The organism is Paenibacillus sp. FSL P4-0081 (assembly GCF_000758565.1).
Classification (GTDB): domain Bacteria; phylum Bacillota; class Bacilli; order Paenibacillales; family Paenibacillaceae; genus Paenibacillus_AQ; species Paenibacillus_AQ phytohabitans.
Map to the genome: position 1 here is coordinate 941,762 of NZ_CP009280.1, position 26,289 is coordinate 968,050.

Annotated in this window: 16 protein-coding genes and 1 pseudogene; 15 read left to right on the top strand and 2 right to left on the bottom strand. The window is 48.4% G+C overall.

The window, feature by feature from the left end; translation table 11 throughout:
• Positions 1-42: 42 nt before the first annotated feature.
• Together P40081_RS36165 and P40081_RS04145 are read left to right on the top strand one after the other, a co-directional pair.
• Entirely contained in the window at positions 43-1,755 is a 1,713-nt protein-coding gene (locus P40081_RS36165) for an ABC transporter ATP-binding protein (protein WP_052421663.1), read from the top strand.
• Positions 1,752-3,476: an ABC transporter ATP-binding protein gene (locus tag P40081_RS04145; RefSeq protein WP_042133541.1), complete on the top strand. Its 1,725-nt coding sequence runs from the start codon at positions 1,752-1,754 to the stop codon at positions 3,474-3,476. The genes P40081_RS36165 and P40081_RS04145 overlap by 4 nt, the downstream gene beginning before the upstream one ends.
• Before the next feature lie 43 nt (positions 3,477-3,519).
• On the opposite strand, the gene P40081_RS04150 is transcribed toward P40081_RS04145, so the two are convergent.
• A complete protein-coding gene (locus P40081_RS04150; protein ID WP_042133544.1) occupies positions 3,520-4,431 on the bottom strand; it encodes an SDR family oxidoreductase in 912 nt (303 codons plus the stop codon).
• 202 nt (positions 4,432-4,633) lie between these two features.
• Here P40081_RS04150 and P40081_RS04155 point away from each other — a divergent pair, with 202 nt between their 5' ends.
• From P40081_RS04155 to P40081_RS04185, 8 genes and pseudogenes are all read left to right on the top strand, one after another.
• The gene (locus P40081_RS04155; RefSeq protein ID WP_042133545.1) at positions 4,634-5,896 is read left to right on the top strand and encodes a carbohydrate-binding domain-containing protein; all 1,263 of its coding nucleotides are present in this window, start codon (positions 4,634-4,636) and stop codon (positions 5,894-5,896) included.
• 230 nt (positions 5,897-6,126) lie between these two features.
• Positions 6,127-7,680 carry a response regulator transcription factor gene (locus P40081_RS04160; protein ID WP_231575394.1) on the top strand — a complete coding sequence of 518 codons (1,554 nt, stop codon included), beginning with the start codon at positions 6,127-6,129 and terminating at the stop codon, positions 7,678-7,680.
• A gap of 969 nt (positions 7,681-8,649) precedes the next feature.
• Positions 8,650-8,987 (top strand): annotated as a pseudogene (locus P40081_RS39890) (sensor histidine kinase); the annotation flags it as partial.
• A gap of 111 nt (positions 8,988-9,098) precedes the next feature.
• Positions 9,099-9,425, top strand: coding sequence for a sensor histidine kinase (locus tag P40081_RS39200; RefSeq protein WP_231575395.1), 327 nt, complete (start codon positions 9,099-9,101; stop codon positions 9,423-9,425).
• A 115-nt stretch (positions 9,426-9,540) separates the two neighbouring features.
• Complete coding sequence (locus P40081_RS04170; RefSeq protein WP_042133548.1) at positions 9,541-11,223, top strand: ABC transporter substrate-binding protein; 1,683 nt, start codon at positions 9,541-9,543, stop codon at positions 11,221-11,223.
• Positions 11,224-11,339: 116 nt separating this feature from the next.
• A complete protein-coding gene (locus P40081_RS04175) occupies positions 11,340-12,302 on the top strand; it encodes an ABC transporter permease (protein ID WP_231575280.1) in 963 nt (320 codons plus the stop codon).
• A gap of 17 nt (positions 12,303-12,319) precedes the next feature.
• The gene (locus tag P40081_RS04180) at positions 12,320-13,234 is read left to right on the top strand and encodes a carbohydrate ABC transporter permease (RefSeq protein WP_042133550.1); all 915 of its coding nucleotides are present in this window, start codon (positions 12,320-12,322) and stop codon (positions 13,232-13,234) included.
• A 125-nt stretch (positions 13,235-13,359) separates the two neighbouring features.
• Entirely contained in the window at positions 13,360-14,529 is a 1,170-nt protein-coding gene (locus P40081_RS04185) for a DUF4317 domain-containing protein (protein WP_042133552.1), read from the top strand.
• Between the two features lie 138 nt (positions 14,530-14,667).
• Here the strand turns inward: P40081_RS04185 and P40081_RS04190 are convergent, their stop codons facing one another.
• Positions 14,668-15,252, bottom strand: a complete 585-nt coding sequence (locus P40081_RS04190; protein WP_042133555.1) for a DUF4304 domain-containing protein — start codon at positions 15,250-15,252, stop codon at positions 14,668-14,670.
• Between the two features lie 367 nt (positions 15,253-15,619).
• Between P40081_RS04190 and P40081_RS36170 the strand changes: the two genes are divergently transcribed.
• From P40081_RS36170 to sufB, 5 genes are all read left to right on the top strand, one after another.
• The gene (locus P40081_RS36170) at positions 15,620-21,949 is read left to right on the top strand and encodes an S-layer homology domain-containing protein (RefSeq protein WP_052421664.1); all 6,330 of its coding nucleotides are present in this window, start codon (positions 15,620-15,622) and stop codon (positions 21,947-21,949) included.
• 248 nt (positions 21,950-22,197) lie between these two features.
• Positions 22,198-22,719 (top strand): MarR family transcriptional regulator, encoded by a 522-nt coding sequence (locus tag P40081_RS04200; protein ID WP_042133557.1) that lies wholly within the window; start codon positions 22,198-22,200, stop codon positions 22,717-22,719.
• Positions 22,700-23,479: a Fe-S cluster assembly ATPase SufC gene (gene sufC, locus P40081_RS04205; protein WP_042133559.1), complete on the top strand. Its 780-nt coding sequence runs from the start codon at positions 22,700-22,702 to the stop codon at positions 23,477-23,479. The genes P40081_RS04200 and sufC overlap by 20 nt, the downstream gene beginning before the upstream one ends.
• A 23-nt stretch (positions 23,480-23,502) precedes the next feature.
• Positions 23,503-24,810, top strand: a complete 1,308-nt coding sequence (gene sufD, locus P40081_RS04210; RefSeq protein WP_042133562.1) for a Fe-S cluster assembly protein SufD — start codon at positions 23,503-23,505, stop codon at positions 24,808-24,810.
• Positions 24,811-24,883: 73 nt separating this feature from the next.
• Positions 24,884-26,281, top strand: coding sequence for a Fe-S cluster assembly protein SufB (gene sufB / locus P40081_RS04215; protein ID WP_042133564.1), 1,398 nt, complete (start codon positions 24,884-24,886; stop codon positions 26,279-26,281).
• Positions 26,282-26,289 lie beyond the last annotated feature (8 nt).

Consider the following 26,289-nt stretch of genomic DNA (forward strand, 5'->3'; position numbering starts at 1 on the left):
TGGAAGGGGCTGCGTGAGTCTATGACAAAGAGGCAATGGGTCATGAAATTTATGCTGATGCACAAATGGGTTTTTCTATGCGGGTTCATGATCACTACGTTAATGACGATGGTCAACCTGATTTATCCGTTCCTGGGCGGGAAGATGATCAATATCGCTTTTTATGATAAGGACATGAGCGCCTTCTTGGATCTATGTCTGGTCTATGCCGGCATACTCTTGTTCAATCAGTTTGTTGTTGCAACGTTAAACAATCTTATTTCGTCGCAGATGATGACCGGGTTTGTCTTCGATATCCGGCGGGCTCTGTTCAACAAGATATTACATAAAAAAGGCAAAGACCTCTCCGGGATGTACAGCGGGGATATGATCAGCCGGATGAACCACGACGCTACGGATATTATGAATCTCGTCTTCTGGAGCGGACTGTGGGGATACTCCAACCTGCTGCATATCCTATTCGCTGTCTGTTTTATGTTTTACTACAATGTACTGCTGGGCGCTTTTACGGTCGTTCTGGTTCCCGCCGTGTTTTTTGCCTCGAAATATTTCAAGACCAGAGCGCAACAGGTCAACAAGGAGCTTCGGGCGGAACAGGGAAAGTTATCCTCGTATTTATTCGAAATTGTGAAGAATCTGCAGGACGTCAAAATCCTTAGCGCAGGTAAAAAAGTAACAAGCACTTATCTAAGGAAAACGGCTGCCATTCATAAAATGAATGTGGAAAACGGAAGAATCGGAGTGACCACAGAAAGGGTGAATGCATTCATCACGCTTGCCGCACAATTGCTCATATTTATTATCTGCGCCTATTTCATTGTTAAAGGCCAAATGCAGCTCGGTGTGTTTGTAGCCGCGATAAGCTATTTCAATATGGCCGTGAATTACTTCAGCTCCATTAACGGCAAAATTACCGATGTCTGGGGGCAGAGGGTCTCCCTGCAGCGTGTCGTGGATATTCTGAATGAGGATGAAGAGGATTACCGGGAAAACCAGCCTCCGCAGCCCATAAAAGAGGGCCTGATTGAATTTAATAATGTCACCTTCGGATACAGCCAAGACAGACAGGTTCTGAACGGGTTCAATCTCCGCGTCGATGCAGGCAGCACGATCGGCATTGTCGGTAGGAGCGGTGCGGGTAAAACAACGATGGGCAACCTGCTCTACAATCTGTATCAAGTGGACAGCGGCGAGCTTCTGATCGACGGTGTAAATGTTAATGACTATAACCTGCATAGCTTGCGGAGCCAGGTGGGGATTGTCCATCAGGAGACTATTCTGTACGATCAGACCTTGCGTTACAATCTTTCATTTACAAATCTTAAGGATAATGATGAAGCCCTGATAGAAGCGATCAAGAAGGCTGCTCTGTATGATGTGGTCATGACCTTCCCGGACGGACTGGATACTCTGTTGGGGACGGGAGGGCAGGAATTATCCGGCGGGCAGAAGCAGCGTCTGGCAATCGCCAGGATTTTAGTCAAGAATCCGAAGATTCTGATCTTCGACGAAGCTACATCCTTCCTCGACAGCCGGAACGAAGCGCTGATCCGGAAAGTAATGCGTGAGCTCTCGCAGGACCGGACGCTGATCATCATCGCCCACCGGTTCTCCACCATCCAGAGCTGTGATAGAATCGCGGTGTTAGCAGACGGTGTTGTCAAAGGCTACGATACTCACGACGTACTGATTACTAGCAATCCAACATACATAGACTTATTCAGCGAACAGTATGCAGGAGGTGAAGCTGTATGAAACGATGGGACACCTATAAGGCCTTAACCCGGGAAATAGACGGTATCCGACAACCGCTCCTTGCGCTGGGGATGTTCAAGATATGGAGCTTAGTATTCGGGCTGATCCCCCTGTTCTTGTACTCGTTATTGGTTAACCGCGTTTTGGTAGATAAGCAGTTGAATGAGCTTTGGCTAATCATCAGCGGGTATCTGGCGGTTTTCCTGCTTACTACAACCGGGATTGCCGTCAGTAAGCGATTTTCTAACCAGTTAATGCTGAAGTATGATCTGAGAATCAAGAATAAACTGCTCAAAAGGCTTATCAGCCTCGATAACGATGACTATAGCCAATATAGCATTGGCGATGTTAAGAGCCGGATTGAGAACGATTCGGCAATTGCCGGGAAATTTTTCGAGACGCATATCTTAGATTTTATCTACGCTGTTGTTTATGCTGTGGCGTTAGCGGTAATTCTACTATGCTATGACTGGCGGATTGCGCTCATCAGTTTTATTTTTGTTCCGGTTTCTTTGGTAACGGTTAATTTTCTGGGAGGGAAAGCGAAGCTTACCGGAGAGGAGCTCTGGAAACTGCAGATTCAGTATGAATCCTTTTTACACTCCAACTTTCAAAACTGGAAGGATATCAAAACCAATAATCTTGAAGACACCCAATCGGCTGAGCTAAACGGACATTACAAGAAGATCAGGCATGTGTGGTTTCTTAACCAGCTCTATATGCATCTGGGGATTACCTATTCGTTCTTCACCAAGAATTTCATTACCCAGCTGTTCATCTATTTTATCGGCGGATTATTTGTCATCAAAGGCTACTCGGAGGTTGGTGTGCTGCTTGTGTTTATCAGCTTTTACGGGCAGTTTTTCGGATACATCGAGAACATTAGTAATTCCATAATGAACTTCAAGAATGACTCGGTGAGTATCGGTAAAGTGATCGGGCTTCTAAATATAGAAGCAGCTAAGAAGCCTTTTAAGAAGATTGAAGGAACAGATATCAATGTTGACCAGCTGAAATTCACCTATGAGGGGAACGATTCATTTGCGCTTGACGGTATATCATTCTCTGTGGGTAAGGGGGAGCATCTGGCGATTGTTGGACAAAGCGGCAGCGGTAAATCCACCATCGCCAAGCTGTTGACAGGGCAGATGGAACCGCAAGGGGGAACGGTAAGCATTGGCGGCACAGATATCTCTTCGGTGAACAGTGAGAGTGTGTCCGACAAAGTGAGTATTGTTGTGCAGGAACCCGTTCTGTTCAATATGTCGATTAGAGACAACCTGCTGCTGGCCAAGGCCGGGGCAACCGACGCGGAATTGATAGAGTGCTGCCGCAGGGCGAGTATATATGATTTCATTGACACCTTGCCGGATCAATTGGATACGATCATTGGAGAAAAGGGTGTGAAGCTCTCCGGAGGCCAGAGACAGCGGTTATCGATTGCGCGTGCTTTTCTGCAGGACAGGGACATCATTATTTTCGATGAAAGCACAAGTGCGCTGGACAGCGAGAATGAGAGTGACATCATTAGCGAACTCAAGAGCCTGTCATCGGGGAAAACCATGATCTCCATTGCTCACCGTCTATCTTCCATTCTGGACTGCGACAAGGTAATGGTTCTGCAAGCGGGCAGGGTCGCAGCCTTCGATACCCATGAGAACCTGTTTAACCGGAACGAAGCCTATAATTTGCTGTTCCAGAATCAGTATAGGGCAGGTTGATATAAGGAGACCCGGATGCGTTCAGCGCCCGGGTTTTTGTATTTTATCTGTATCCTTCAGCATCCGCCGGTTTACCGGCATCTACGACCTCGACCATGTAACGCCAGCAATCCGGCTGGGAGCCGTCCATATCTGTGTACCCGTAGACTTGTGCCAGCTCTCCACTTGAGAGTGACCGTCCGTTCCATCTGGATAATTCGGGGTCTTGAGCAAGAGCAGCGACGGCCCGGCCTACATAACGTGGGGATTCCGAGATGATGAAGTGAGGCTCATTGGCAGCAGCATCCCGCCAGTTATCTTCTTGTATCCCATAGTGTTCGAGCATCATCTCCGAACGAAGCCAGCCTGGTGTGAGTGCTACCGCTGTACAGCCATAAGGCTTAAGCTCCTGGGCAAGAGCCCAGGCCATACGGGTCACGGAGGTTTTGGCCTGATCATAGAACATTGACACCCGGTAATTCTGATTGTTGTATTCAGCGATTCCGTCCGTCATCTCTACAATTAACCCATTCTTATTCTTAATCAGAAGAGGGATCGCAAAATGGCTTGTAATGAGATGGGTATCTATCGCGAGCCGTAACATCCGCAGCCCCTTCTCAAGGGAATGCTCCCACAACGGAACATTCCATTCGATGATCTTTTCGGCGCCCCAGATATCATTCACAAGAATGTCGAGCCGGCCTTGCTCCTCTTCAATGCGATTGACCAATTTCTCTACCTGGACAGGGTCCAGATGATCGACTTGAACCGGAATTCCGTGACCGCCAGCCCGGGTGACAAGCTCTGCCGTTTCTTCTATGGTTTCAGGTCGGTCATATTCGGAGCGTTGGGCTAGAGTTGATCTTCCTGTCACATATACCGTTGCGCCAGCTGCCCCTAGCTCGGTAGCAATCCCCCGGCCTGCTCCCCTGGTAGCTCCGGCTACTAAAGCGATTTTCCCTTGTAAACTCCTCATTCCGTGGTTACCTCCTTTGTTGAATACAGCTTCATTATAGAGTATGGGAATGACATCTATTGTCATATATAGTTTAGTTTTCGCGGTTTAAGTTTGATTTAAGTGTTATGGCTTATGCTTGGAATAAGTCAGGTAGCGTTAATGCTTATTGAACGATAAACAGCCTATAGATGACTACTAACTATACGAGGAGTGTTAATCCATGAAAATCATAAAGCTGAACAGCATAAGTGTCATTGCTCTAGCCGCAGTACTTTCTGCCGCAGGATGCTCTAATGCACAAGAAGGCAGCGGGGTTGCTGCTGCAACCACTCCATCTGTAGCTCAGACCGTGTCACCAAGCGCAACATCCGCAGCAGAAGAAGGTACTGTTGTTGAAACACCGGAAGCAGCCGCTCTAGACACCGCGGAATTATTCAGTGACCGGGACTTGGAGCAGTCGGCGGATCTTACCGCTGCAACACCAATGAATCTGGAAAGCAATCAGGATGTGACACTGAGTGAGGAAGGCGTGTATGTTTTGAGTGGTGATGTGGACAATGTGACGGTAACGGTTGAGGCTGCCGACGATGCCAAAATTCAAATCGTTCTTGACGGTGTGAGTATAACCAATGAAGATGCACCTGCCATTTATGTGAAAGCTGCGGATAAGGTATTCGTTACCTCCACGGACAGTGAGAACTATATGGAGGTATCCGGAAGCTATGTAGCGGATGGGGAGACCAATCTGGATGCGGTTATTTTCTCAAGAGCAGATCTGACCCTGAATGGAACCGGAACCTTAGATATTGTATCGGGTCAAGGAAATGGGATCTCTTCCAAGGATGATCTCAAAATTACCGGAGGCGTGTATACCATAGAGTCCTCTGCGGATGCATTAGAAGCGAATGATGCGATTCTGATCCATGATGGAACGATCACGATTGATACACAGAAGGATGGATTGCATAGCGAGAACGAAGAGGATACTACCCTTGGTAATATTTATATTGAAGGCGGCACCTTAACAATCACTGCTGCTGACGATGCCATTACCGGCAATAACCTGGTGCAAATCGATGGCGGAATCATCAACATTAAGAGTGCAGTAGAAGGTATTGAGGCAAATAATATTATTGTAAATGAGGGTCAGCTTACGTTGTATGCGACTGATGACGGTATAAATGCTACACCCAAAGTTAGTTCCGGCGCATCAATTGTGGTCAATGGCGGTACGATTGATGTAAGTATGGCTAGCGGGGATACGGATGCCTTTGATTCAAATGGTGATATTTATATTAATGGCGGGACCATTAATGTAGAAGCGACTTCCGCTTTTGATGCGGATGGTACAGCTGAATTAAATGGCGGCACTGTCACAGTTAATGGCGAACAAATCACTGAAATCACGGAATCACGCGGAGGCGGGTTCGGCGGTGGAGGTGGCCGGGGGGGCGCAGGCGGCGGTAGAGGGACGGGGCAATAATTAAGGGGAAGTTTCCTGGAATCCCCAATGAAGAGGCTGTCCCCAACTAACATGGCCTGAAGGCCACCATCGTGAACGAAAATGTCTTGGCTTGTGAATCTGTGTCTTCCATAATGGAGGTGCAGGTCACGAGCCGAGGCTTTTTTGATTTATAAGCTGGAATTTATATGCATTTCATGATAAATGAATACACAGCAGATGAACTCGAAGGAGGAAGGGTATTGTATAAGGTGCTGATTGTGGATGACGAAATTTTTGTGCGAAAAGGCTTGATTACGATCATGAATGAATGCTCGCTGGAATTTGAAATCTGCGGTGAAGCAGAGAACGGGGAGCAAGCGCTCGCTCTTATTGAAGAACTAACCCCGGAGCTGGTCATTGTGGATATACGCATGCCTGTACTTGATGGTCTGGAGCTGATCCGGAAGGTCAAAACAGAACAGGAGCATCAGCCGCTGTTCATTATCTTAAGCGGATATCCTGATTTCTCGTATGCCCAGCAAGCCTTAAGCTACAATGTCTCAGAGTATATTCTCAAGCCGGTTGATGAGCAGGAGCTTACCGCTGCCTTGAAAAAGATAGCCTCTACCCTGAATCAGCAGCAGCTTTTATCCATAACACGGGAGAAGCCGCTTGTCGAAACTGTCATCGAGAGCTTACTGCAGACGGAACCCGATGACCAGGTTATGGGGCGGATAGCTTTTGTACTGGAGCTTCCGCTCGCCTCTTCCTATACGTATGTCATCGCAGAAATGCAGGACAAGCTTCCTCATGGCGAAAGGGATTATATGCCCGCATTGAAGGCATCGCTGCAGCGTTATTTTCATCACGAGCTACAGACCTTGCTCATTCATGTACGTGCGAACAATCAATATGGGATTATTGTGCCTGAGCTCTGGATGTACGAGCGGAATGTGCCTGACCGGAGTAACTATATCAACCTGCTGGACACGCTGGAGAGAGAGCTTGGAACGACCGTTGCTTTGTTTATAGGCCATAAGGCAGGTCAGCTGAAGCAGATCGTTGGTTCCGCCGCCAGTGCCGAGAAATGCCTGAATTACCGTTTTGCCGCTGGCTTACAGGGAATCTTTATGGCAGATGAGCTGCTGGAGCAGCCCTTATATTATTTTGATATTGATGAAGGACTGCACAGCAAGCTCATTTATGAGGTCGAAGCCAATACCAAACAAGGCTATAGCTCCGTTGTTGATACTATTTTCAACGTATTTCAGGAACGTTATTTCGCTCCAGGGGCGGTTACGAACACGATCAGGCGGAGTATGATTGCCATCATTAATATTATCCGGCAGCTCGAAGGGGACGAGAATAACCTCTATTGGACGGACGAACTCCTCAACTGGCAGGTGAAATACCGCAATCTGAATCAGCTGAAGCAGGTTTTCCTGCATTTTGTCGGGGAGGCTGCTGAATATATCACCGGGAAACGCGGAGGCAAGAGCGAAGGGAATATTGAAAAAATCAAAAAATATATTGATGGGCATTACAGGGAAAATATCTATTTGAAAGGGATTGCTGCGGATTTCGATATGAATCCGATCTACCTCGGACAGCTGTTCCGCAAAACTTACGGTACGTATTTCAACGAATATCTGCTGTCGCTGCGTATCGAAGAGGCCAAGCGGCTGCTGCGGCAAACGAAGAAACGCATGTACGAAATCGCTGAGCAGGTCGGCTTCCAGAACGCTGATTACTTTGCCACCCAGTTTGAAAAGCTGGAGAATATGACGCCAACCGATTATCGCAACAGCATGATCGGGCAGTAAATAAGGAGGCTCACTTCTGTGTTGAACATTCGCCTGCATCATATGAAGCTAAGAAGCAAGCTGATTGTAATCTACATTGTATGCGTATTCATCCCGATCATATTGACCAATGTGATGTTCTACCAGGTAACCACCGTGAATATCAAGAATCAGAAGACAGCGGACGCAGAACAGGCAATGACCCTTTTACAAGCTGAACTTAGGACTGTTATTGAGGATGCGGCAGGCATATCCTACCTCTATTCTATAGACAGGCAGCTCCTTCAGCATTTAAACACCACCTATCTGTCTAATGACCATTATGTGGAGTCGCTGAATGCCATATCGAATCTGTTCAATCGTACCGACACGGAGAATAAAATAATCAGCTCCTCTGTCATTATGACGGACAATCCGACCGTTCTGTCCTCGGGACATATCATACAACTTGAGGATGAAATGCGGAATCAGGACTGGTATAAACAGATCAGTCAATTCAGCAATACACATCCCCATCTCTACGTTACGCCTGACAGTATCAGTATCATCCAAAGACTCACAGACCGCCGGCTTGAGACCTATGAGCATGTATTCAAAATTGATCTGAATATGAACTATATTAGACAAATCCTGGATTTGTCCAGCTTTAGTGGCGACTTCTATATTCTGGACCCCTCCGGTCAAGCGCGCTTCGGACGTCTCTCCAGCGGACAGCCGAGCGGGCTGATCACACAAGGACAGACCCTAACCCTGGGTGAGATCCCCAGGCCGGATAAGGCAATCGTAATCGGCAAGACCTATCAGAACAATCGTTATTTGGGCGGATGGTCGGTATACGGGGTTCTGGATGAAGAGATCATTTTGTCAGATGTCAGACAATCGGGACAATTTATCCTGTGGTTTGCGGGGATTAACTTCATTGTGCCGACCATCGTCATCCTGATCATATCCCGCTCGATCCATGCACGCATTAAAAGCATTCTGAAGCACATGAAGTCGGTAAAGGACAAAAATTTCGAGTTGATTCCTTATCACCGGGAACGGGATGAGGTCGGTGAGCTTGCCGTGGAGTTCAACCGGATGAGCAAACGGATCGAGAACCTGATCAATGATGTGTATGTAGCGGAAATACAGAAGAAAGAGCTGGAGCTGCGTCAGCGTCAGGCTCAGCTGCATGCGCTTCACAGCCAGATTAATCCTCACTTTTTGTTCAATGCGCTGGAGACGATCCGGATGCGGAGCCTGATGCCGCCCGGACGATTCAGAATATGGCGAAGATCTTCCGCAAATCGATTCTGTGGAAGAGCAGCTTCGTGACGATCCGTGAAGAGCTTGAGTTAATCGAGAGCTTCCTGGAGATTCAGAAATACCGCTTTGACAGCAAGCTTGACTACCACATCGAGGTGGATCAATCGTTGCTGGACATCGAAATACCGAAGATGGCTTTTCTTCCGTTTGTGGAGAACGCAAGCATTCATGGCATCGAAAATATAGCAGGCATCGGGTATATCAATATTCAGATCGCGCAGGAGAACGGACAAATCGTCTTCGTCATTATGGATAATGGCAAGGGGATGGATCAGGAGAAGATCAGGGAGCTTCATCATTACTTTGAGGCGGAGTCTGCCATGGGCGATTCGATCGGCATGAAAAATGTCATTACACGGCTGAGAATATACTACGGCGAATCCTTCTCCTTCACCATTACCAGCGAGTCTGGAGCGGGAACACGCATCATGCTCAGGCTGCCGCTCAATAATAAATAAAGCTTGTTTCTTAATTATTCAAAGACCGATCTAAGGTTTGCCCTGTAACAATGTTAAGCGCTTTCTTTTATAATGAGGGTGTTCTCAAGCACAAAGAAAAGAAAGGGGATATGAAATGCGTACAAAGAAATGGTTGCAAACCGGCCTGGCTGTTGTCATGGCTTCGGCACTCCTCATTGTCGGCTGCTCGAATGGCAATTCAGGGGGAAAGAACAGTGAGTCCGGCGGAAAGAACAGCGAGGTCAGCACCGAGCCGGTTACCTTCACTTACTTCGGGTTCGGGTCACAACCAGATATCATGGGCAGTGAAACCACCATCGGCAAGAAGCTTCAGGAGCAGACGGGTGTGGACTGGAAGATAGAAAACGTGGTTGGGGATGCAAGCACCAAGTCCGGTGTTATGATTGCCGGCGGCGATTATCCTGATGTCATCTCTCCGGTCGGCGAGCTGGCCAAGTTCCTGGATGCCGGTGCACTGATTCCGCTTAATGACCTGATTGAAAAGTACGGCCCCAACATCAAGCGCGTCTACGGCGACTACATGAACAAAATTACGAATGAGGATGGCAACATCTACATCCTTCCCTACACTGCAAATGTAAACGGATACTTATCCCCGCCGGACCCAAGCGGCACCTTCTGGATGCAAAGACGCGTCCTCAAGGAATTTGGTTACCCGCAAGTGAAAACGCTTGACCAGTACTTTGATCTGATTGAGAAATACCAGGCCAAGTATCCTAAGGTTGATGGTAAAGATACCATCGGCTTCGTAACCTTCGCCGGTACAGCCGGTGAATTCTACACCATTACGAATCAGCCGATGCATCTGGCCGGTTACCCGAATGAGGGCGGTGTCATGGTCGACATGGAGACCCATGAAGCCAAGCTGTATCAGGGAACCGACAATGAGAAGCGCTGGCTGGCCAAATTGAACGAAATGAACGGCAAAGGCCTGGTTGACCCGGAGACGTTCACCGCGAACAAAGACCAGTATCTGGCCAAGCTGACCTCCGGCCGTGTACTGGGATATGTCAACTATTCCTTTCAGATTAATGATGCCATTACCAACCTGAGAACTGCCGGTAATGACGATCTGCGTTATGTAGCCCTTCCAATCGTATATGAAGAAGGAATTAAAGATGCTTACGTTGATCCTCCATCCTTCGTTAACAACCGCGGACTGGGTATCTCGGTCAGCGCAAAAGATCCGGTACGCATCATTAAATATTGGGATAACCTGCTGACCGACGAGAATCAGAAGCTCGTGCAGTGGGGTGAAGAAGGCGTTACTTACTCCAAGAATGCCGAAGGCCGTATGGTAATGACCGAAGAACAGCTTAAGAACCGCAACGACAATGATTTCAAGCACAAGTACGGCTTTGCTTATTTCGACTACGAATGGCCGCGTTATGGTGATAACTCTGTGTATGAGGACGGCAACGCCCATGTTCCGTTCAACCAGCCGGAAGTTGCAGCCATCAACTATACAGAAGGCGACAAAGCCTTGCTGAAGGCCTATAACCTGAAGACCTTCTCCGACCTCTACGCCAAACCAGTGGAACGTCCATGGTACCCTGCTTGGAGTATTGAGAAAGAACCGGGCTCCCCTGAGCAGCTCTTCAGCCAGAGATCCGGCGATTTGCAGCAGAAATATTATCCTCGTATGGTGCTTGCCGCACCAGGAGGCTTCGAAGCGGTCTGGAATGAATACCTTGCAGAATACAATAAATTGGACATTAAAGGCTACGAGGAATTTATGACGAACAAGGTGAAGGACCGCATCGACGGCAAATGGTAAGCTGACCGCTTCTCCATAAGCATGATGAACCGGGAAAAGTGAAGCCAGCCTTCACTTTTTCCTTCTATCCTTGTTACGAAAGAGAGAATATGGAGCTAGGAAAGGGGACGGTACAGGTGGGGAAAACCGCTGTGCAGTTGGCAAAATCGAATAATACCGGCACTTCGCGCTTCACAACCTTTTTTAAAGAGCTATCTAAACAGAAAATGCTTATGCTGATGTCTTTGCCCTTTCTAGTCTGGGTGTTTGTATTTAAATACCTCCCGCTATGGGGATGGACCATTGCTTTTCAGAAATTCAAACCGGCCAAGGATCTGTTCGACCAGAAGTGGGTCGGATTGGACAATTTCAAGTTCCTGTTCCAGGAGCAACAGTTCTATCGCGTACTGCGTAATACACTTGTTATGAGTTCCATTAACCTGGTACTGGGTTTTGTAACGGCTATTGTACTGGCTCTTCTGCTGAATGAGCTGCGTAATATCTTCTTCAAGCGCACGGTGCAGACGATCAGTTACTTGCCTTACTTCATCTCTTGGGTTGTTGCGTCCAATATCGTGCAAACGGCACTGGCACCGGAAGGGATCATCAATGTGCTCCTGCTCAAGATGCAGCTCATTGATCATCCGGTTCTGTGGCTTGGCGTCGGCAAATACTTCTGGGGAATTCTCGGAGCAACAGAGGTCTGGAAGAATGTCGGCTGGAACACTATCATTTATCTGGCGGCCATCACCTCTATCGACCCGTCACAATATGAAGCGGCCGAGATTGACGGGGCCTCCCGTCTGCAAAGAATGTTCTACATTACGCTTCCAGGCATCAAACCGGTTATTGTGCTGATACTTATTATGAATCTGGGCCATATTCTGGAGTCCGGGTTCGAGGCACAGTACCTGCTGGGCAACGGTATGAATTTGGACTTCTCGGAGAATCTGGATATCTTCGTACTGAAATACGGGATGCAGATGAACAACTTCGGGCTTGCCACCGCAGCAGGTATATTCAAGACGCTGGTCAGCTTTATCTTCTTAATCTCAGCCAATAATATCGCCAAACGTATGGGCGAAAGCAGATTGTACTAGAAAGGAGGGCACATGTTATGGCTCAATCCAAATCATTCCGCAATTCTTCATTAAGTGACCGGATCTTTGATATATGCAATATTATCTTCATGATTCTATTGGTTATTGTCACCCTCTATCCGTTCTTGAATATGTTCGCTTTATCGTTTAATGATGCGAATGATTCCGTCCGGGGGGATATTTACATTTGGCCGCGGGAATGGACGCTGCGAAACTTTGACTATGTGTTTAGCGGATCCAATATCTTCTATGCAACGTTTATCTCTGCGGCACGGACCATTGTGGGGACTGTGGTCTCCGTATTCTGTACAGCGATGCTGGCCTATACGGTAAGCCGCCCGGAATATAAGCTGAAGAAGTTTGTGTCCGTCACTTTTATTTTCACTATGTATTTCAGCGGCGGTCTGATTCCGGGCTACCTGCTGATCAAAGAGCTGGACATGCTTAACACCTTCTGGGTTTATATCATCCCGGGCATCATCGGCGTTTTCAATATGATTGTCATCCGCTCCTTCATCGAAGCATTGCCTGAAGGGCTAATGGAATCGGCCAAAATTGACGGCGCCGGAGACTTCATTACGTTCGCGCGCATTGTACTCCCGTTGACCGTTCCGGCCCTTGCTACAGTCTCATTGTTTGTGGCAGTCTATCAGTGGAATTCCTGGTTCGACGTATTCCTGTATAACTCTTCCAAGCCAGGTCTGAGTACCCTGCAGTATGAACTGATGAAAATGCTGTCCACCACAAACACCTCCTCTGCAAGCTCGGCAGCCGATGCCTTTGCTAACGCACAAGGCAACAAGGGTGCCGTGACACCGACTTCTATACGTGCAACGATGACTATTGTCGCCAGTGTGCCTATTATTATCGTGTATCCCTTCCTGCAAAAGTACTTTGTCAAAGGTATGGTTGTCGGTGGTGTGAAGGGTTAAAATGAGGTCTTATGCCTGGCGAAAATTAGTATAAAATAAACGATATAAAAACCCTTCTGGCGAAGGGTTTTTATATCGTTTATACTGATTAAACCAATTTATTTCATAGGAGCTGTGCCCAGAACATGATAAAAAAAGAAGCTGCACATATACGTAAGCAATTTAAGATGGACCACGATCAGCTGCATCTGTTCGATATTCTGAACGTGTATATTATGAAGGAAACCAATGAAATCTATCATTGTGAACGCCAGCCGTTCGCCATGCTGGACCGGGAGAAGCAGGAGCTGTATATGGCGAATTTCCGGAAACTGCTGACCGGCGAGCTGGATCATAAACTGTTCGAGCTGAAGTTCCTTGAAGAAGCGGAGGAGCCGTCGCAGGTCATGCTTCACCAGGGGCTGGTGACGGGCGATCCGGAAGAATGGCAGGACCTGATGCTGATGCTGGTGGATAAAATGCTGGTGGACGTCAAGTATGAGAAGGATGCGGTAATTACGTTTGTCCGCGGACAATACTTTCGGCCGACCAAGGCCCGGAATGACGAAGCCGAAGAGACAGGTAAGGATGAGATGTTCTCACATCCGTTCATCCTATGCAGTGTGAACTCCACGGAGCAGCAGCGCAAAACCCTTCTGTTCGATTATGTGGAGCGGGAATTCAAATACAATGTGATGGTTGATCCGATCATCAAGCTTAGCACGCCGGAGCAAGGGTTCTTCTACCCGAGTGTGACGGACAACTATTCGGATATTAATCGTATCCTGTATTGCACAGGGAGCTCGAATAATCCGAACCCGCATTTCATCGAACAGGTGCTGAATGCGGAGCGGTCCGTGACAGCCATGGAAGAGAGATCCATCTTCGAGGATATCGTAAAGGAAATAACGGGCGAACAACTCGATGTGGCGACCATTGCGCAGGTATACGAAAGTATTCATCAGGTCATCGAGGACCATGAGGATGAGGAAGAGCCGCCGAAGCTCGATTACCGGGATGTAGAGCGTGTGCTGAAGGCAAGCGGCGTAGAGGAAGTCACGATGGAGAAGGTAGAGCGCGCGTTCGAAACCATCGTCGACGATAAGAATTATGAGATGAAAGCAAGCAGCGTGATCCCGAAATTCACATCCAAATCGATCAAGATCGATACAAAGGTAGCTTCTATTACGGTCAGCCCGCAGGATCTGAAGTATGTGAGACAGGTAAATTATCAGGGGAAACGCTGTATCCTGATTGAGATTGATGAGGATGCTGTAATTGAAGGGTTTACACTGATGTCGGAGAATCTATCCTGACCTGTACAGATAGATGTATATTGCAAGGGCTATCCCGACGTCTCCTTACGAGAGCGGGAAGCCCTTTTATTTGTGTAGGGTTGGTGCGAGTGCGCACGGGCCGAATGTATGCGAAAAACCGAACCCAATGTGCTAACGCTAAAGCTTCAGCCCGTATTTCGCCCAAACCGCTGCATACTTCTTCTCCAAGATCGCCCAGCGCTTCTCGGCGCCGTATTTCGCTTGGAGCTGCTTCAGGTATTGCTCCGCAGTCTCTGTATCCCCTGTATCCAGCAGGAACCCGAAGGTCTCCTCACTTAAATGCAGTGCTGTCCGCTGCATATAGTATTCAATAATGGCCCTGGCATCGGTTAAGGTGTACAAGAATTGAAGACCCTGATCCAAATGGAGCAGCAGGTCTGCCGTGAACTTGTCCACATCTACCTCCGGCGTCAGGAAGTAGCGTTCCGGGGCGGCGGGGACGATGTTCCTGATCCGGACATAGAAGTGAGGCAAGCCCAGAGACGAAGCAGGCCTATATTGCGCAAGCTCTTCGGAATGAAGACTGTAATTCACATAGAAGCTGAGTTGCTTGTGTGTATTGTACTTGTATTTCTGGATATTGATTTTATAGCTGAGTTGGCCTTCTGTTTTGTAGAAATTCAGATCTTTTGTACGATAGCCCTGTGCGGAGAAAAAAGGTTTCACGTCTTGCTTGATGATCGTCTTAAACAACTCTTGCAAAGGAATCCCTCCCCATCCATAGTTAATTATGATGAACCTCTGATTGATCACATGCCAGGCACCATTCTACTATAGCAATAAATACTTGCAGATGCCAAAAAGAGGAACCAAAAGTAAATGCGGAATCCGATGATAGGGTTACCCCGGAATAGATATAGACATAGGGCCTGGGCATGGATGCTTGGGTCTTTTTGTTATTAAGCAATAATAAAAGTCATGTGAATCAGGCTAATTACTACGATTGTTTGTCGAAAATTAAACTTATTCATGCGAAATGTCGATAAAGTAGACTAAGAGTTTTTGTTGTGCGCTCATACGGAAACGTTATCAATTTATAAAAGATACTCATTCGACAAGGAGGAACGAAATGTTGAAAAAGATAGGCAAGGTAGGCAAAATAGGACTGGCTCTGGTGCTGGTCATTGGGCTGCTGCCCCTGATGTCACTCCGCGCATACGCGGCGATGCCTTCATTCACGGAAACAAAGGACTTTGTTATCGAGCCTCCGGCAACATACAATGCGGGCAAAAATATTTCCACTGCCCAAGGTCTTCAGGACGGAAGTACGGCAGTGTTGCTGAATTCATTTGTCTATGAAGGTAATGTTTTTGTTTCATCTAATTTTTTGAGGGTTTTTGATAGTGCGGGAACGCTGATCACGGATGTGGATCTGAGCAGTTTAATGGACACTTATTACAAAATGACTTATGTGAGTATGCTTGCGCTAAATAACGGTAATCTATTAATTACTTACAATAAAAGCGACTCTAATGACCATAATCTGCAATTGGGGACAGTGAAGGAGAGCACTCCTAACACCTATTTCATGGTACTTAACAAAGAGGGGCACAAAGTAACCGCCCAGACTCAGATTAATACATTTAGTGATGGAAGTCTTCCGCCGCAGCTTACACGTAATGTATCGATAGCAGAATTGTCCGATGGTAACATCGCCTTCTCCTGGCAAAGAAACGACAATAAGAGCACAGTTACCCGTGTGTTCACCGCTGCGGGTTCGCCTGTTACAAGTGAAACACTTCTGGTAGATGCTAATGCGAGCATGTCTTATGTATCCGCCGGAGATGGTGTATATATGGTTGCTTACAATTCGGGGCCCTCGAACGATAATATTTATCTGAAGCTATTCAGCAACAGCGGAACACTCTTAAGAACAATTGATGTAGGAGCAAGAACGAATGAGAGACAGCTGTATCTGTCTACGCTAAATAACGGGAATTTCATGCTCAGCCAATATTACTGGGTTAATGATAGCTCTACGGTCTCCTTATATGATAACGAGGGGAATAGCCAAGGCAGATTTACGATAAGCGGTTCCCTGGGGGAAGCTTCGGCTGCAATCTATAAGAACGGTGCACTGCCGGGTTTTGTAACAGTAAGCACTGATCCCACCTCTAATGAAGCCATCAACGATGCATACAACTACGGTACAGAGTGGTCAGGAACTCAGTATGCTTACCTGAACTACTATGATTATGAAGGCAACCTGGTCTTAACCTCAGATCAGCCTGTAGATTCCGCTCCGGTGGTATTTCAGGGATATGATGAAGACAGCTGGATGTTCGCTGTAGAATATTATCCGAAATTCGCTTTGTATCCCGCCTTCGGCGATAAGGTTGTTCTCATCAAAACAGATAATACGGATGCGAGTCACTATAGAATAAAGGGGAAGCTGTTTGATACAGAGACTTCAACTCCGGTTGTGCTGCTGTCAGCGGTAGCTGACGGCGTAGCCGGAACAACAACATCGACGAAAATTGATCTGACCTTCGATACTGCGATTGCCGGGCTGACGGCAGGCGATATTACAATTACAGATGGCGCTGGTTCTGCTGTAAAAGGAGCTTTGAGCGGGTCAGGGACAGAATGGAGCATCGGTCTTACTTCGGTGATAACTGAAGGTGACGTATCGGTAGCGGTAAATTCGCCAAGCGGGTACAAGATCAGCGGTTCGCCGATGACGGTAGCTGTATCGCTGTTCACGGCATTGCCGGAAGCAACCCCGGCAGCAGAAATTGACTATGCGGCTGAGCAGCTGACGGGACTGGCGACAAGCGGGTCGTACACGATAAACGGTACACTGGCAGTAACGGCGACAGCAGATGGTAAGCTGGCTATAGATAGTAGCTGGCTGGGCACGTCACTGAGCATTGTGAAGAAAGGCAACGGTTCGACGACTATAGATAGCGTGGTGCAGACGGTGAGCATCCCTGTTCGTCCGGCGGCACCTACTGGTGTGGCGGCGACGGATGAGACAGCAATAGGTGCTGAAAATGGCACATTGACTGGCGTAACCCCGGCGATGGAGTACAAAAGAGATATCGCGGGGACGTGGCTTGGTATAACGGGCGCAAGCGTGACAGGGCTTTCGCCGGATACGTATTACGTCCGGACGAAGGCGACTTCGATGGCGTTTGCCTCAGAAGTACAGAGTGTAACGGTTGTGGCGTTTGTGCCAACATCGGAAGCAATTCCGGCCGCAGAGATTGACTATGCGGCTGAGCAGCTGACGGGACTGGCGACAAGCGGGTCGTACACGATAAACGGTACACTGGCAGTAACGGCGACTGCAGCTGGTAAGCTGGCTATAGATAGTAGCTGGCTGGGCACGTCACTGAGCATTGTGAAGAAAGGCAACGGTTCGACGACTATAGATAGCGTGGTGCAGACGGTGAGCATCCCTGTTCGTCCGGCGGCACCTACTGGTTTGGCGGCGACGGATGAGACAGCAATAGGTGCCGAAGATGGCACATTGACTGGCGTAACCCCGGCGATGGAGTACAAGAAGGGCATCGTGGGTAACTGGGGAGATGTTACAGGCGTAACCGTGACAGAACTTGCACCGGATACGTATTACGTCCGGACGAAGGCGACATCGACAGGATTTGTATCGGAAGCACAGAGCGTGACGGTGGCTGCGTTTGTGCCAACATCGGAAGCAATTCCGGCCGCAGAGATTGACTATGCGGCTGAGCAGCTGACGGGACTGACGGCAAGCGGTTCGTACACGATAAACGGTACGCAGGTGGTAACGGCGGCCGCAGATGGTAAGCTGGCTATAGATAGCAGCTGGCTGGGCACGTCACTGAGCATTGTGAAGAAAGGCAACGGTTCGACGACTATAGATAGCGTGGCGCAGACGGTGAGTATTCCTAGTCGTCCGGCAGCACCTACTGGTGTGGCGGCGACGGATGAGACAGCAATAGGTGCTGAAAATGGCACATTGACTGGCGTAACCACGGCGATGGAGTACAAAAGAGATATCGCGGGGACGTGGCTTGGTATAACGGGCGTAACCGTGACAGGACTTGCACCGGACACGTATTACGTACGGACGAAGGCGACATCGACAGCATTTGTGTCGGAAGCACAAAGCGTGACAGTGAATGTTTTTGTGCCAACATCGGAATCGACCCCGGCAGCAGAAATTGACTATGCGGCTGAGCAGCTGACGGGACTGGCGGCAAGCGGTTCGTATACGATAAACGGTACGCTGGCAGTAACGGCGACCGCAGATGGTAAACTGGCTATAGATAGCAGCTGGCTGGGCACGTCACTGAGCATTGTGAAGAAAGGCAACGGTTCGACGACTATAGATAGTGCGGCGCAGACGTTGAGTATTCCTAGTCGTCCGGCAGCACCTACTGGTGTGGCGGCGACGGATGAGACAGCAATAGGTGCTGAAAATGGCACATTGACTGGCATAACCACGGCGATGGAGTACAAAAGAGATATCGCGGGGACGTGGCTTGGTATAACGGGCGTAACCGTGACAGGACTTGCACCGGACACGTATTACGTACGGACGAAGGCGACATCGACAGCATTTGTGTCGGAAGCACAAAGCGTGACAGTGAATGTTTTTGTGCCAACATCGGAATCGACCCCGGCCGCAGAAATTGACTATGCGGCTGAGCAGCTGACGGGACTGACGCCAAACCGGTCGTACACAATAAACGGTACACTGACAGTAACGGCGGCCGCAGATGGTAGGCTGGCTATAGATAGCAGCTGGCTGGGAACGTCACTGAACATTGTGATGAAAGGTAACGGTTCGACGACTTTAGACAGTGCGGCGCAGACGTTGAGTATTCCTAGTCGTCCGGCAGCACCTACTGGTGTGGCGGCGACGGATGAGACAGCAATAGATGCCGAAGATGGCACATTGACTGGCGTAACCACAGTGATGGAGTACAAAAAGGGGACAGCAGGTGAGTGGACCGATGTAGCGGGCACAACTGTAACAGCGCTTGTGCCGGACACGTATTACGTCCGGACGAAAGCTACAGCATCGGCATTCACTTCGGCTTCTGTGCAACTGACAGTATTGTCGTTCACGGCAACGCCGGAAGCGACTCCGGCAGCGGACATTGACTATGCGGCTGAGCAGCTGACAGGTCTGACACCGGACGCGTCATACACAGTGAACGGTACACCAGTAACAGCGGCAGCGGATGGTAAGCTGGCTATAGATAGCAGCTGGCTGGGAACGTCACTGAACATTGTGAAGAAGGGTAACGGTTCGACGACTATAGACAGTGCGTCGCAGACTGTGAGTCTTCCAGCCCGTCCGGCAGCTCCGGTTGGTGTTACTGTTACAGATGTGACGTACAACGGGGCGAATGACGGTACCCTGCAGAATCTGACAGTACAAATGGAGTACAAGATTGGCAGTACAGGTCTTTGGTCAGAAGTTACAGACACAATCATTACTGGCCTTGCACCGGACACGTATTATGTACGGGAGAAGGCCACGTCAACAGCATTCGCTTCTAATATTGCTCAGGTTACCGTTCATGATTCGGATGCAGTCATCCCGGCTGCACCTGAAGTGGCAGCGGATGACCAGAACAATACGATTGTTGGTCTGGACACCAGCATGGAATTCTCAGTGGACGATGGAACTTTCGTACGCTACGACGGAACCAACCTGCCGGACTTGAGCGGTGAACACACCGTTAAGGTGAGGGTTGCGGCCAGCGGATCGGTTCCGGCAGGGCCGGCAACTACACTGGCCTTTACAACTAATGAGCTTATCCCTGCGGGGGGCTTGTCGGTGAGCGCCAGCGATCCAAGTGGTGCAGGGAATAACGGATATACGCAGATCAGTGTTACACCGGAGCCAACTGCAGGACATAAGCTGCTGTACAAGAATTTTGGCACTGGCAGCGTTGTTGCACCTAATGCGGGGGAAACCCTGACGGGATACACCCTTGTAGGAATCGATGGTCTAATTCCTGCAGCTAACGGCGATAGGATTGGAATAGCAGAAGTGGATGCTGACGGCAAGGTAGTGAAGTACGGCAGCGCAACAGCGGTTGTTGTGGCGGCTAATACCGTAACACCAGATCCCGATCCCGTCAGTCCGGGAACCGGAAGCAATCCGGGCAGCGGAACCAGTACCGGTAACGCGGCAAGCAATGTTACCGATGTGATCGTCCTTGTTAACGGCAAGGAAGAGAACGCGGGCAAAGCCACAACAACGACCTCCGGAAACTTGAAGATAACTACTATCGCTGTTGATCCGGCGAAGCTTCAAGCGAAGCTGGATGCGGAAGGGAATGGCGCTGTAGTTACAATTCCGATGATGCTGGATTCCAATATCATCATCGCGGAGTTGAACGGCCAGATGATCAAGAACATGGAGAATGTATCGGCTACCCTGGTGCTTCAGACAACCAAAGGGACTTATACTTTGCCGGCCTCCGAGATCAACATCGGTGCGTTGGCCGAGAGACTCGGAAACGGGATTAAGCTGGAGGACATTACGCTGAGGATTACGATTGGCGAAACCCCGGCATCCATGAACCAGGTAGTGACAGCTGCTGCAGGCAGAGGGGGCTTTACCCTTGTTGCACCGCCAATAGATTTCACCGTTACCGCAACTTACGGTACATTGACAGTGGAAGTGAGCCGGTTCAATGCTTACGTGGAGCGGACAGTAGCTCTTCCGGATGGTATTGACCCTAACCGGATTACGACGGGCATCGTCGTAGATCCGGATGGTACAGTGCGCCATGTGCCGACCAGACTCGTCCGGAATGACGGCAGATATTACGCAGATATCAAGAGCTTGACGAACAGCTCGTATGCGGTGGTCTGGCATCCGCTGACTTTTGCAGATGTGGACAATCACTGGGCGAAGAACGCAGTGAACGATATGGGATCGCGTCTGGTCATTAACGGTGTGAACGAAACGACCTTCAACCCGAACGCAGACATCACCCGTGCAGAGTTCGCAGCGATTATCGTACGCGGCCTGGGATTGAAGCCTGGGGAAGGAACATCGGCGTTTGCAGATGTTGCAGCGGATAGCTGGTATGCAGCAGCGGTGGAAACAGCATCCGAATACGGGCTGATCACCGGCTTCGAGGACGGAACCTTCCGTCCCGAAGCCCGAATCACACGTGAACAGGCCATGAACATTATCGCCAAAGCGATGAAGCTGACAGGCCTGGCAGACCAGACTGGCACAGTGGATACAGCAAGTGTACTTGCAGCCTTTACAGATGCAGGCAGCATAGCTGCCTGGGCCGGGGATAGCCTGGCGCTTGCTGCTAAGGCTGGCTTAATCACCGGCCGTGGAGACAGCAAGCTGGAGGCAAAGGCTAATGTTACCCGCGCGGAAGTGGCAGTACTGATTCAGCGGCTACTGCAGAAGTCGGATTTGATTGATTAATTAAGTTAATTATAGGAGAAGCGAATTCAGACACTGTGCTGAATTCGCTTCTTTATTGTATAGAAAATTATACAATTTCCAGAAATGTCGATCCGGGCATTCGTTTGGCTTCCTAATGCTAATTGATATTGATTATCAATATCAATTATGTTAATATAATTTTGTTCACTAGAGAACAAAAATAAAAAAGTCTATTGCTGACACTGAACTTGGTCTGCAACTACTACAAGAGAGGGGAGATAGCGAAATTGGAGTTTCAAAATAATTTTAAAGGTCACCTTTACGAGCAATATATTAGAATGCTGCATCTGAATGAGTTGTATACAGAACAAGAATTTAATTCGTTTCGGGAACAGGCCAGAAAGTACCAGATTGACATGCTCTCCAACAATATTACTAGTGTACACGTTATTGATTGCATTGGTGATTATGAACCGATAAATCATACCGGGATTGTGGAGAAAATGGGGTTGTCCAAAGCTGGCATTAATAAAATTTGTTCAAAGCTGCTGGAAATGGGCTTCATTATGAGAAGTCAGCTGAACAACAATCGTAAGGAGATTTACTTTAGTTTAACGGATAAGGGAAGACACGTTTATGATTTGCATAAAGAGCTGCACAAAGAAAAAGAAGAAAGGTTTTACCAATTCATTGAATCCTATACAGAGGCTGAACTGCAGACTATTGGAAAATTTATGAGCGATTTGGTGGCGCGTGCCGAAGAATACTCCGAAGGGAAGTTTACGATAAATGACGACATTAAGGATTGAGGAATTAAGATCCAAGATTGAAGGGAAAGAAATTTTAAAAGGGCTCTCACTGGAGCTTCAGGGCGGAGAGATTCATGCGATTATGGGGCCTAACGGGACGGGGAAAAGTACGTTGGCTTCAGCTTTAATGGGCCATCCCAAATATGAGGTTACTGGCGGCAAGGTGACACTAGACAATGAAGATCTTCTGGAGATGGAGGTGGATGAGCGTGCCCGTGCAGGCTTGTTCCTCGCTATGCAGTACCCAAGTGAAATTGCCGGCGTAACCAATTCGGATTTTCTCAGAAGTGCCATCAATTCACGGCGTGAAGAAGGAGAAGAAATATCCTTAATCCGTTTCATCCGTGAAATGGAGAGCAAAATGAAGGGGCTGGAGATGAACCTGGAATTTGCGCATCGTTATTTGAATGAGGGTTTCTCCGGCGGTGAAAAAAAGCGGAATGAGATTTTGCAAATGATGCTGCTTGAACCCAAGTTTGTGATCCTGGATGAAGTGGACTCCGGGCTTGATATTGATGCACTGCGTATTGTGGCCAATGGTGTAAATGAGATGCGCTGCGCGGATAGAGGCTTTTTAATCATCACCCATTATCAACGGCTGTTGAATTATATTACCCCGGATTTTGTACATGTCATGATGCAAGGCCGGATAGTTAAATCTGGCGGTCCGGAGCTTGCCCACCGTTTAGAGGCAGAAGGGTACGATTGGGTGAAGGAGGAGCTTGGGATTACGGATAAGGCGGTAGGCGGGGAAGTTTAAGAGCCGGAGAGGAGGAATAGCAAATGGCTATACAAGCCAGAAATTCAATGAATGTGGATGAATTACGCGCATGGTCAAGCGCTAAGGATGAACCTCGTTGGCTGCTTGAACGCCGGATTCGGGCACTTGAGCTGGCAGGGACACTGGAGCTGCCAAGCGTGGAGAAAATCAAACTCGAAAAATGGGATATCTACGAGAGTGGAGACTACAAAGCTGAGAATGCGTGGTCAGGTTTGGAAGATGCGCCGGAGATTGTTCGAGGTTTGGTTGCTTCTCCAGTGACAGGCGGACTAATCGTTCAGTTCAATTCGGATGTAGTATATACGAAATTGTCCGAGAACTTAGCCGCCCAGGGAGTAATCTTAACGGACCTGCATACTGCGGCAAAAGAGTATGAGCAGTTGGTTCAACGTTATCTCTTTCAGGCAGTGAAGCCGGAAGAACACAGATTGTCAGCTGTGCACAGTGCCTTATGGAGTGGTGGCGTTTTTCTATATGTCCCAGACGGTATAGAGATTGAAGTTCCCATTCAAGCGATCTTTTATAGCGATACGAGCGGGGTTCGTTTTGCTCCTCATATCTTGATTGTGACTGGTAATAACAGCAAGATCAGCTATGTGGATCATTATATATCGAGCAGAGATGATATCAAGGTTTTGCATAACGGTGTGGTAGAGGTGTTTGCAGGGGCAGGCTCCAAGGTGCAGGTCGCTTCTGTTCATCAGCTTGCTGCAGCAACAACGGATTTCACCCAGCGGCTTGCGGTTGTGCTTGCGGATGGCGGTGTAGAATGGATTGTCGGCGAGATGAATAATGGCTATACCGCCAGTGATACCAAGACATTACTCCAAGGCAACGGGTCCATCTCTGACGCTAAGGTGATTGCGATAGGCTCTGGGGACCAGAAATTGAGTTTTACTACGCAAGCCCAGCATTTTGGCAGAAGCTCGGTGAGCCAAATGATCACACGCGCAGTAATGCGTGAAGAAGCTACAGCCATTATCAACGGGATTACAAAAATCGAAAAAGGTGCAACCCATTGTGATGGTCAGCAAACAGAACGTGTACTGATGTTAAGTCCAAATGCGCGCGGCGATGCCAATCCGATCCTGCTGATAGATGAGGATGATGTAACCGCCGGTCATGCTGCATCCGTGGGGCAAGTAAATGCGGAACAAATCTATTATCTGATGTCGCGCGGGATCTCACGGAGTGAAGCCGAATATCTTGTTATTTTCGGATTCCTCGCTCCTGTCATTTCGGAGATCCCGCTGGAGGGAGTGCGTAGCCGCCTGCAGGATGTAGTGGAGAAAAAGCTTGGCAGATCATAGGGAATCAGAGCCAATCAGAGCCAATCAGAGCCAATCAAAGTGATTCTTATGAAGGTTAAAAGGAGCGACACTAATGGCTAAAAAAGCGCCGGATATGGGTGAATATAAATACGGGTTTCGCGATGAGCACCAGTCTATTTTTCAATCTGGAAAAGGTCTGACTGAAGAGATTGTCCGGGAAATTTCCCGAATTAAGGAAGAGCCGGAGTGGATGCTCGATTTTCGGCTGAAAGCCTTGAAGCAATTCTACAAAATGCCGATGCCTGAGTGGGGAGCGGATTTGTCCGGGCTAAATCTTGATAACATCCAATATTACGTTCGGCCATCGGAAAAACAGGGAAAGACCTGGGAGGAGGTTCCCTCCGAGATTAAAGCAACCTTTGACAAGCTGGGGATTCCTGAAGCGGAGCAAAAGTTTCTGGCAGGTGTATCCGCTCAATACGAGTCGGAAGTAGTCTATCACAGTATGCGGAAGGAACTGGAGGATCAAGGTGTTGTTTTCCTTGATACGGATACTGCTTTAAAGCAATATCCTGAAGTGTTCAAGCAGTATTTCGGAACGATCATCCCTCCCGCCGACAATAAATTTGCTGCGCTTAACAGCGCGGTTTGGTCAGGTGGCAGCTTTGTATACATCCCGAGAGGTGTTCAGTGTGAGGTGCCGATCCAAGGGTACTTCCGGATTAATTCTGAAAATATGGGACAATTCGAGCGGACATTAATTATTGCCGAAGAGGGCAGCTTTGTCCACTATGTGGAAGGATGCACAGCGCCTATTTATAGTACCAGTTCTCTGCACAGCGGAGTTATTGAAATTATTTGCCGGAAAGATTCCCGTGTCCGTTACACGACAATCCAGAATTGGGCTCCTAATATCTACAACTTGGTAACCCAAAGGGCTGTGGCAGAGGAAAATGCCACAATGGAATGGGTGGACGGCAACATTGGCTCCAGGGTAACCATGAAGTATCCGGCTGTAATATTGAAAGGAAGGGGAGCTAGGGGGTCCATCCTGTCTATTGCCGTAGCCGGTAAAGATCAGCATCAAGATGCCGGCGCGAAGGTAATTCACCTTGCTCCCGAGACAACATCTACGATTATATCCAAATCCATCAGCAAGCAGGGCGGCAAAGTAAACTACCGGGGATTGTCCAGCTTCAGCCGCGATTCTGCAGGCTCCAAGTCTAATATTAAGTGTGATACGTTGATTTTGGACAATCTGTCATCATCAGATACGATTCCGTACAATGAAATTAAAAATGATCAGATTACTTTGGAGCACGAGGCAACAGTATCCAAAGTGTCCGAGGAGCAATTGTTTTACTTAATGAGCCGCGGACTTACAGAACAAGAGGCCACACAAATGATTGTAATGGGCTTCATTGAGCCGTTTACCAAAGAATTGCCGATGGAATATGCCGTTGAAATGAATCGGCTGATTCAATTTGAGATGGAAGGAAGCATCGGTTGATTCATAAA

Coding starts and splice junctions, on each gene's coding strand:
- P40081_RS36165 (WP_052421663.1), top strand. CDS start 43: ATGAAATTTATGCTGATGCACAAATGGGTTTTTCTATGCGGGTTCATG.
- P40081_RS04145 (WP_042133541.1), top strand. CDS start 1,752: ATGAAACGATGGGACACCTATAAGGCCTTAACCCGGGAAATAGACGGT.
- P40081_RS04150 (WP_042133544.1), bottom strand. CDS start 4,431: ATGAGGAGTTTACAAGGGAAAATCGCTTTAGTAGCCGGAGCTACCAGG.
- P40081_RS04155 (WP_042133545.1), top strand. CDS start 4,634: ATGAAAATCATAAAGCTGAACAGCATAAGTGTCATTGCTCTAGCCGCA.
- P40081_RS39200 (WP_231575395.1), top strand. CDS start 9,099: ATGGCTTTTCTTCCGTTTGTGGAGAACGCAAGCATTCATGGCATCGAA.
- P40081_RS04170 (WP_042133548.1), top strand. CDS start 9,541: ATGCGTACAAAGAAATGGTTGCAAACCGGCCTGGCTGTTGTCATGGCT.
- P40081_RS04180 (WP_042133550.1), top strand. CDS start 12,320: ATGGCTCAATCCAAATCATTCCGCAATTCTTCATTAAGTGACCGGATC.
- P40081_RS04185 (WP_042133552.1), top strand. CDS start 13,360: ATGATAAAAAAAGAAGCTGCACATATACGTAAGCAATTTAAGATGGAC.
- P40081_RS36170 (WP_052421664.1), top strand. CDS start 15,620: ATGTTGAAAAAGATAGGCAAGGTAGGCAAAATAGGACTGGCTCTGGTG.
- sufC (WP_042133559.1), top strand. CDS start 22,700: ATGACGACATTAAGGATTGAGGAATTAAGATCCAAGATTGAAGGGAAA.
- sufD (WP_042133562.1), top strand. CDS start 23,503: ATGGCTATACAAGCCAGAAATTCAATGAATGTGGATGAATTACGCGCA.
- sufB (WP_042133564.1), top strand. CDS start 24,884: ATGGCTAAAAAAGCGCCGGATATGGGTGAATATAAATACGGGTTTCGC.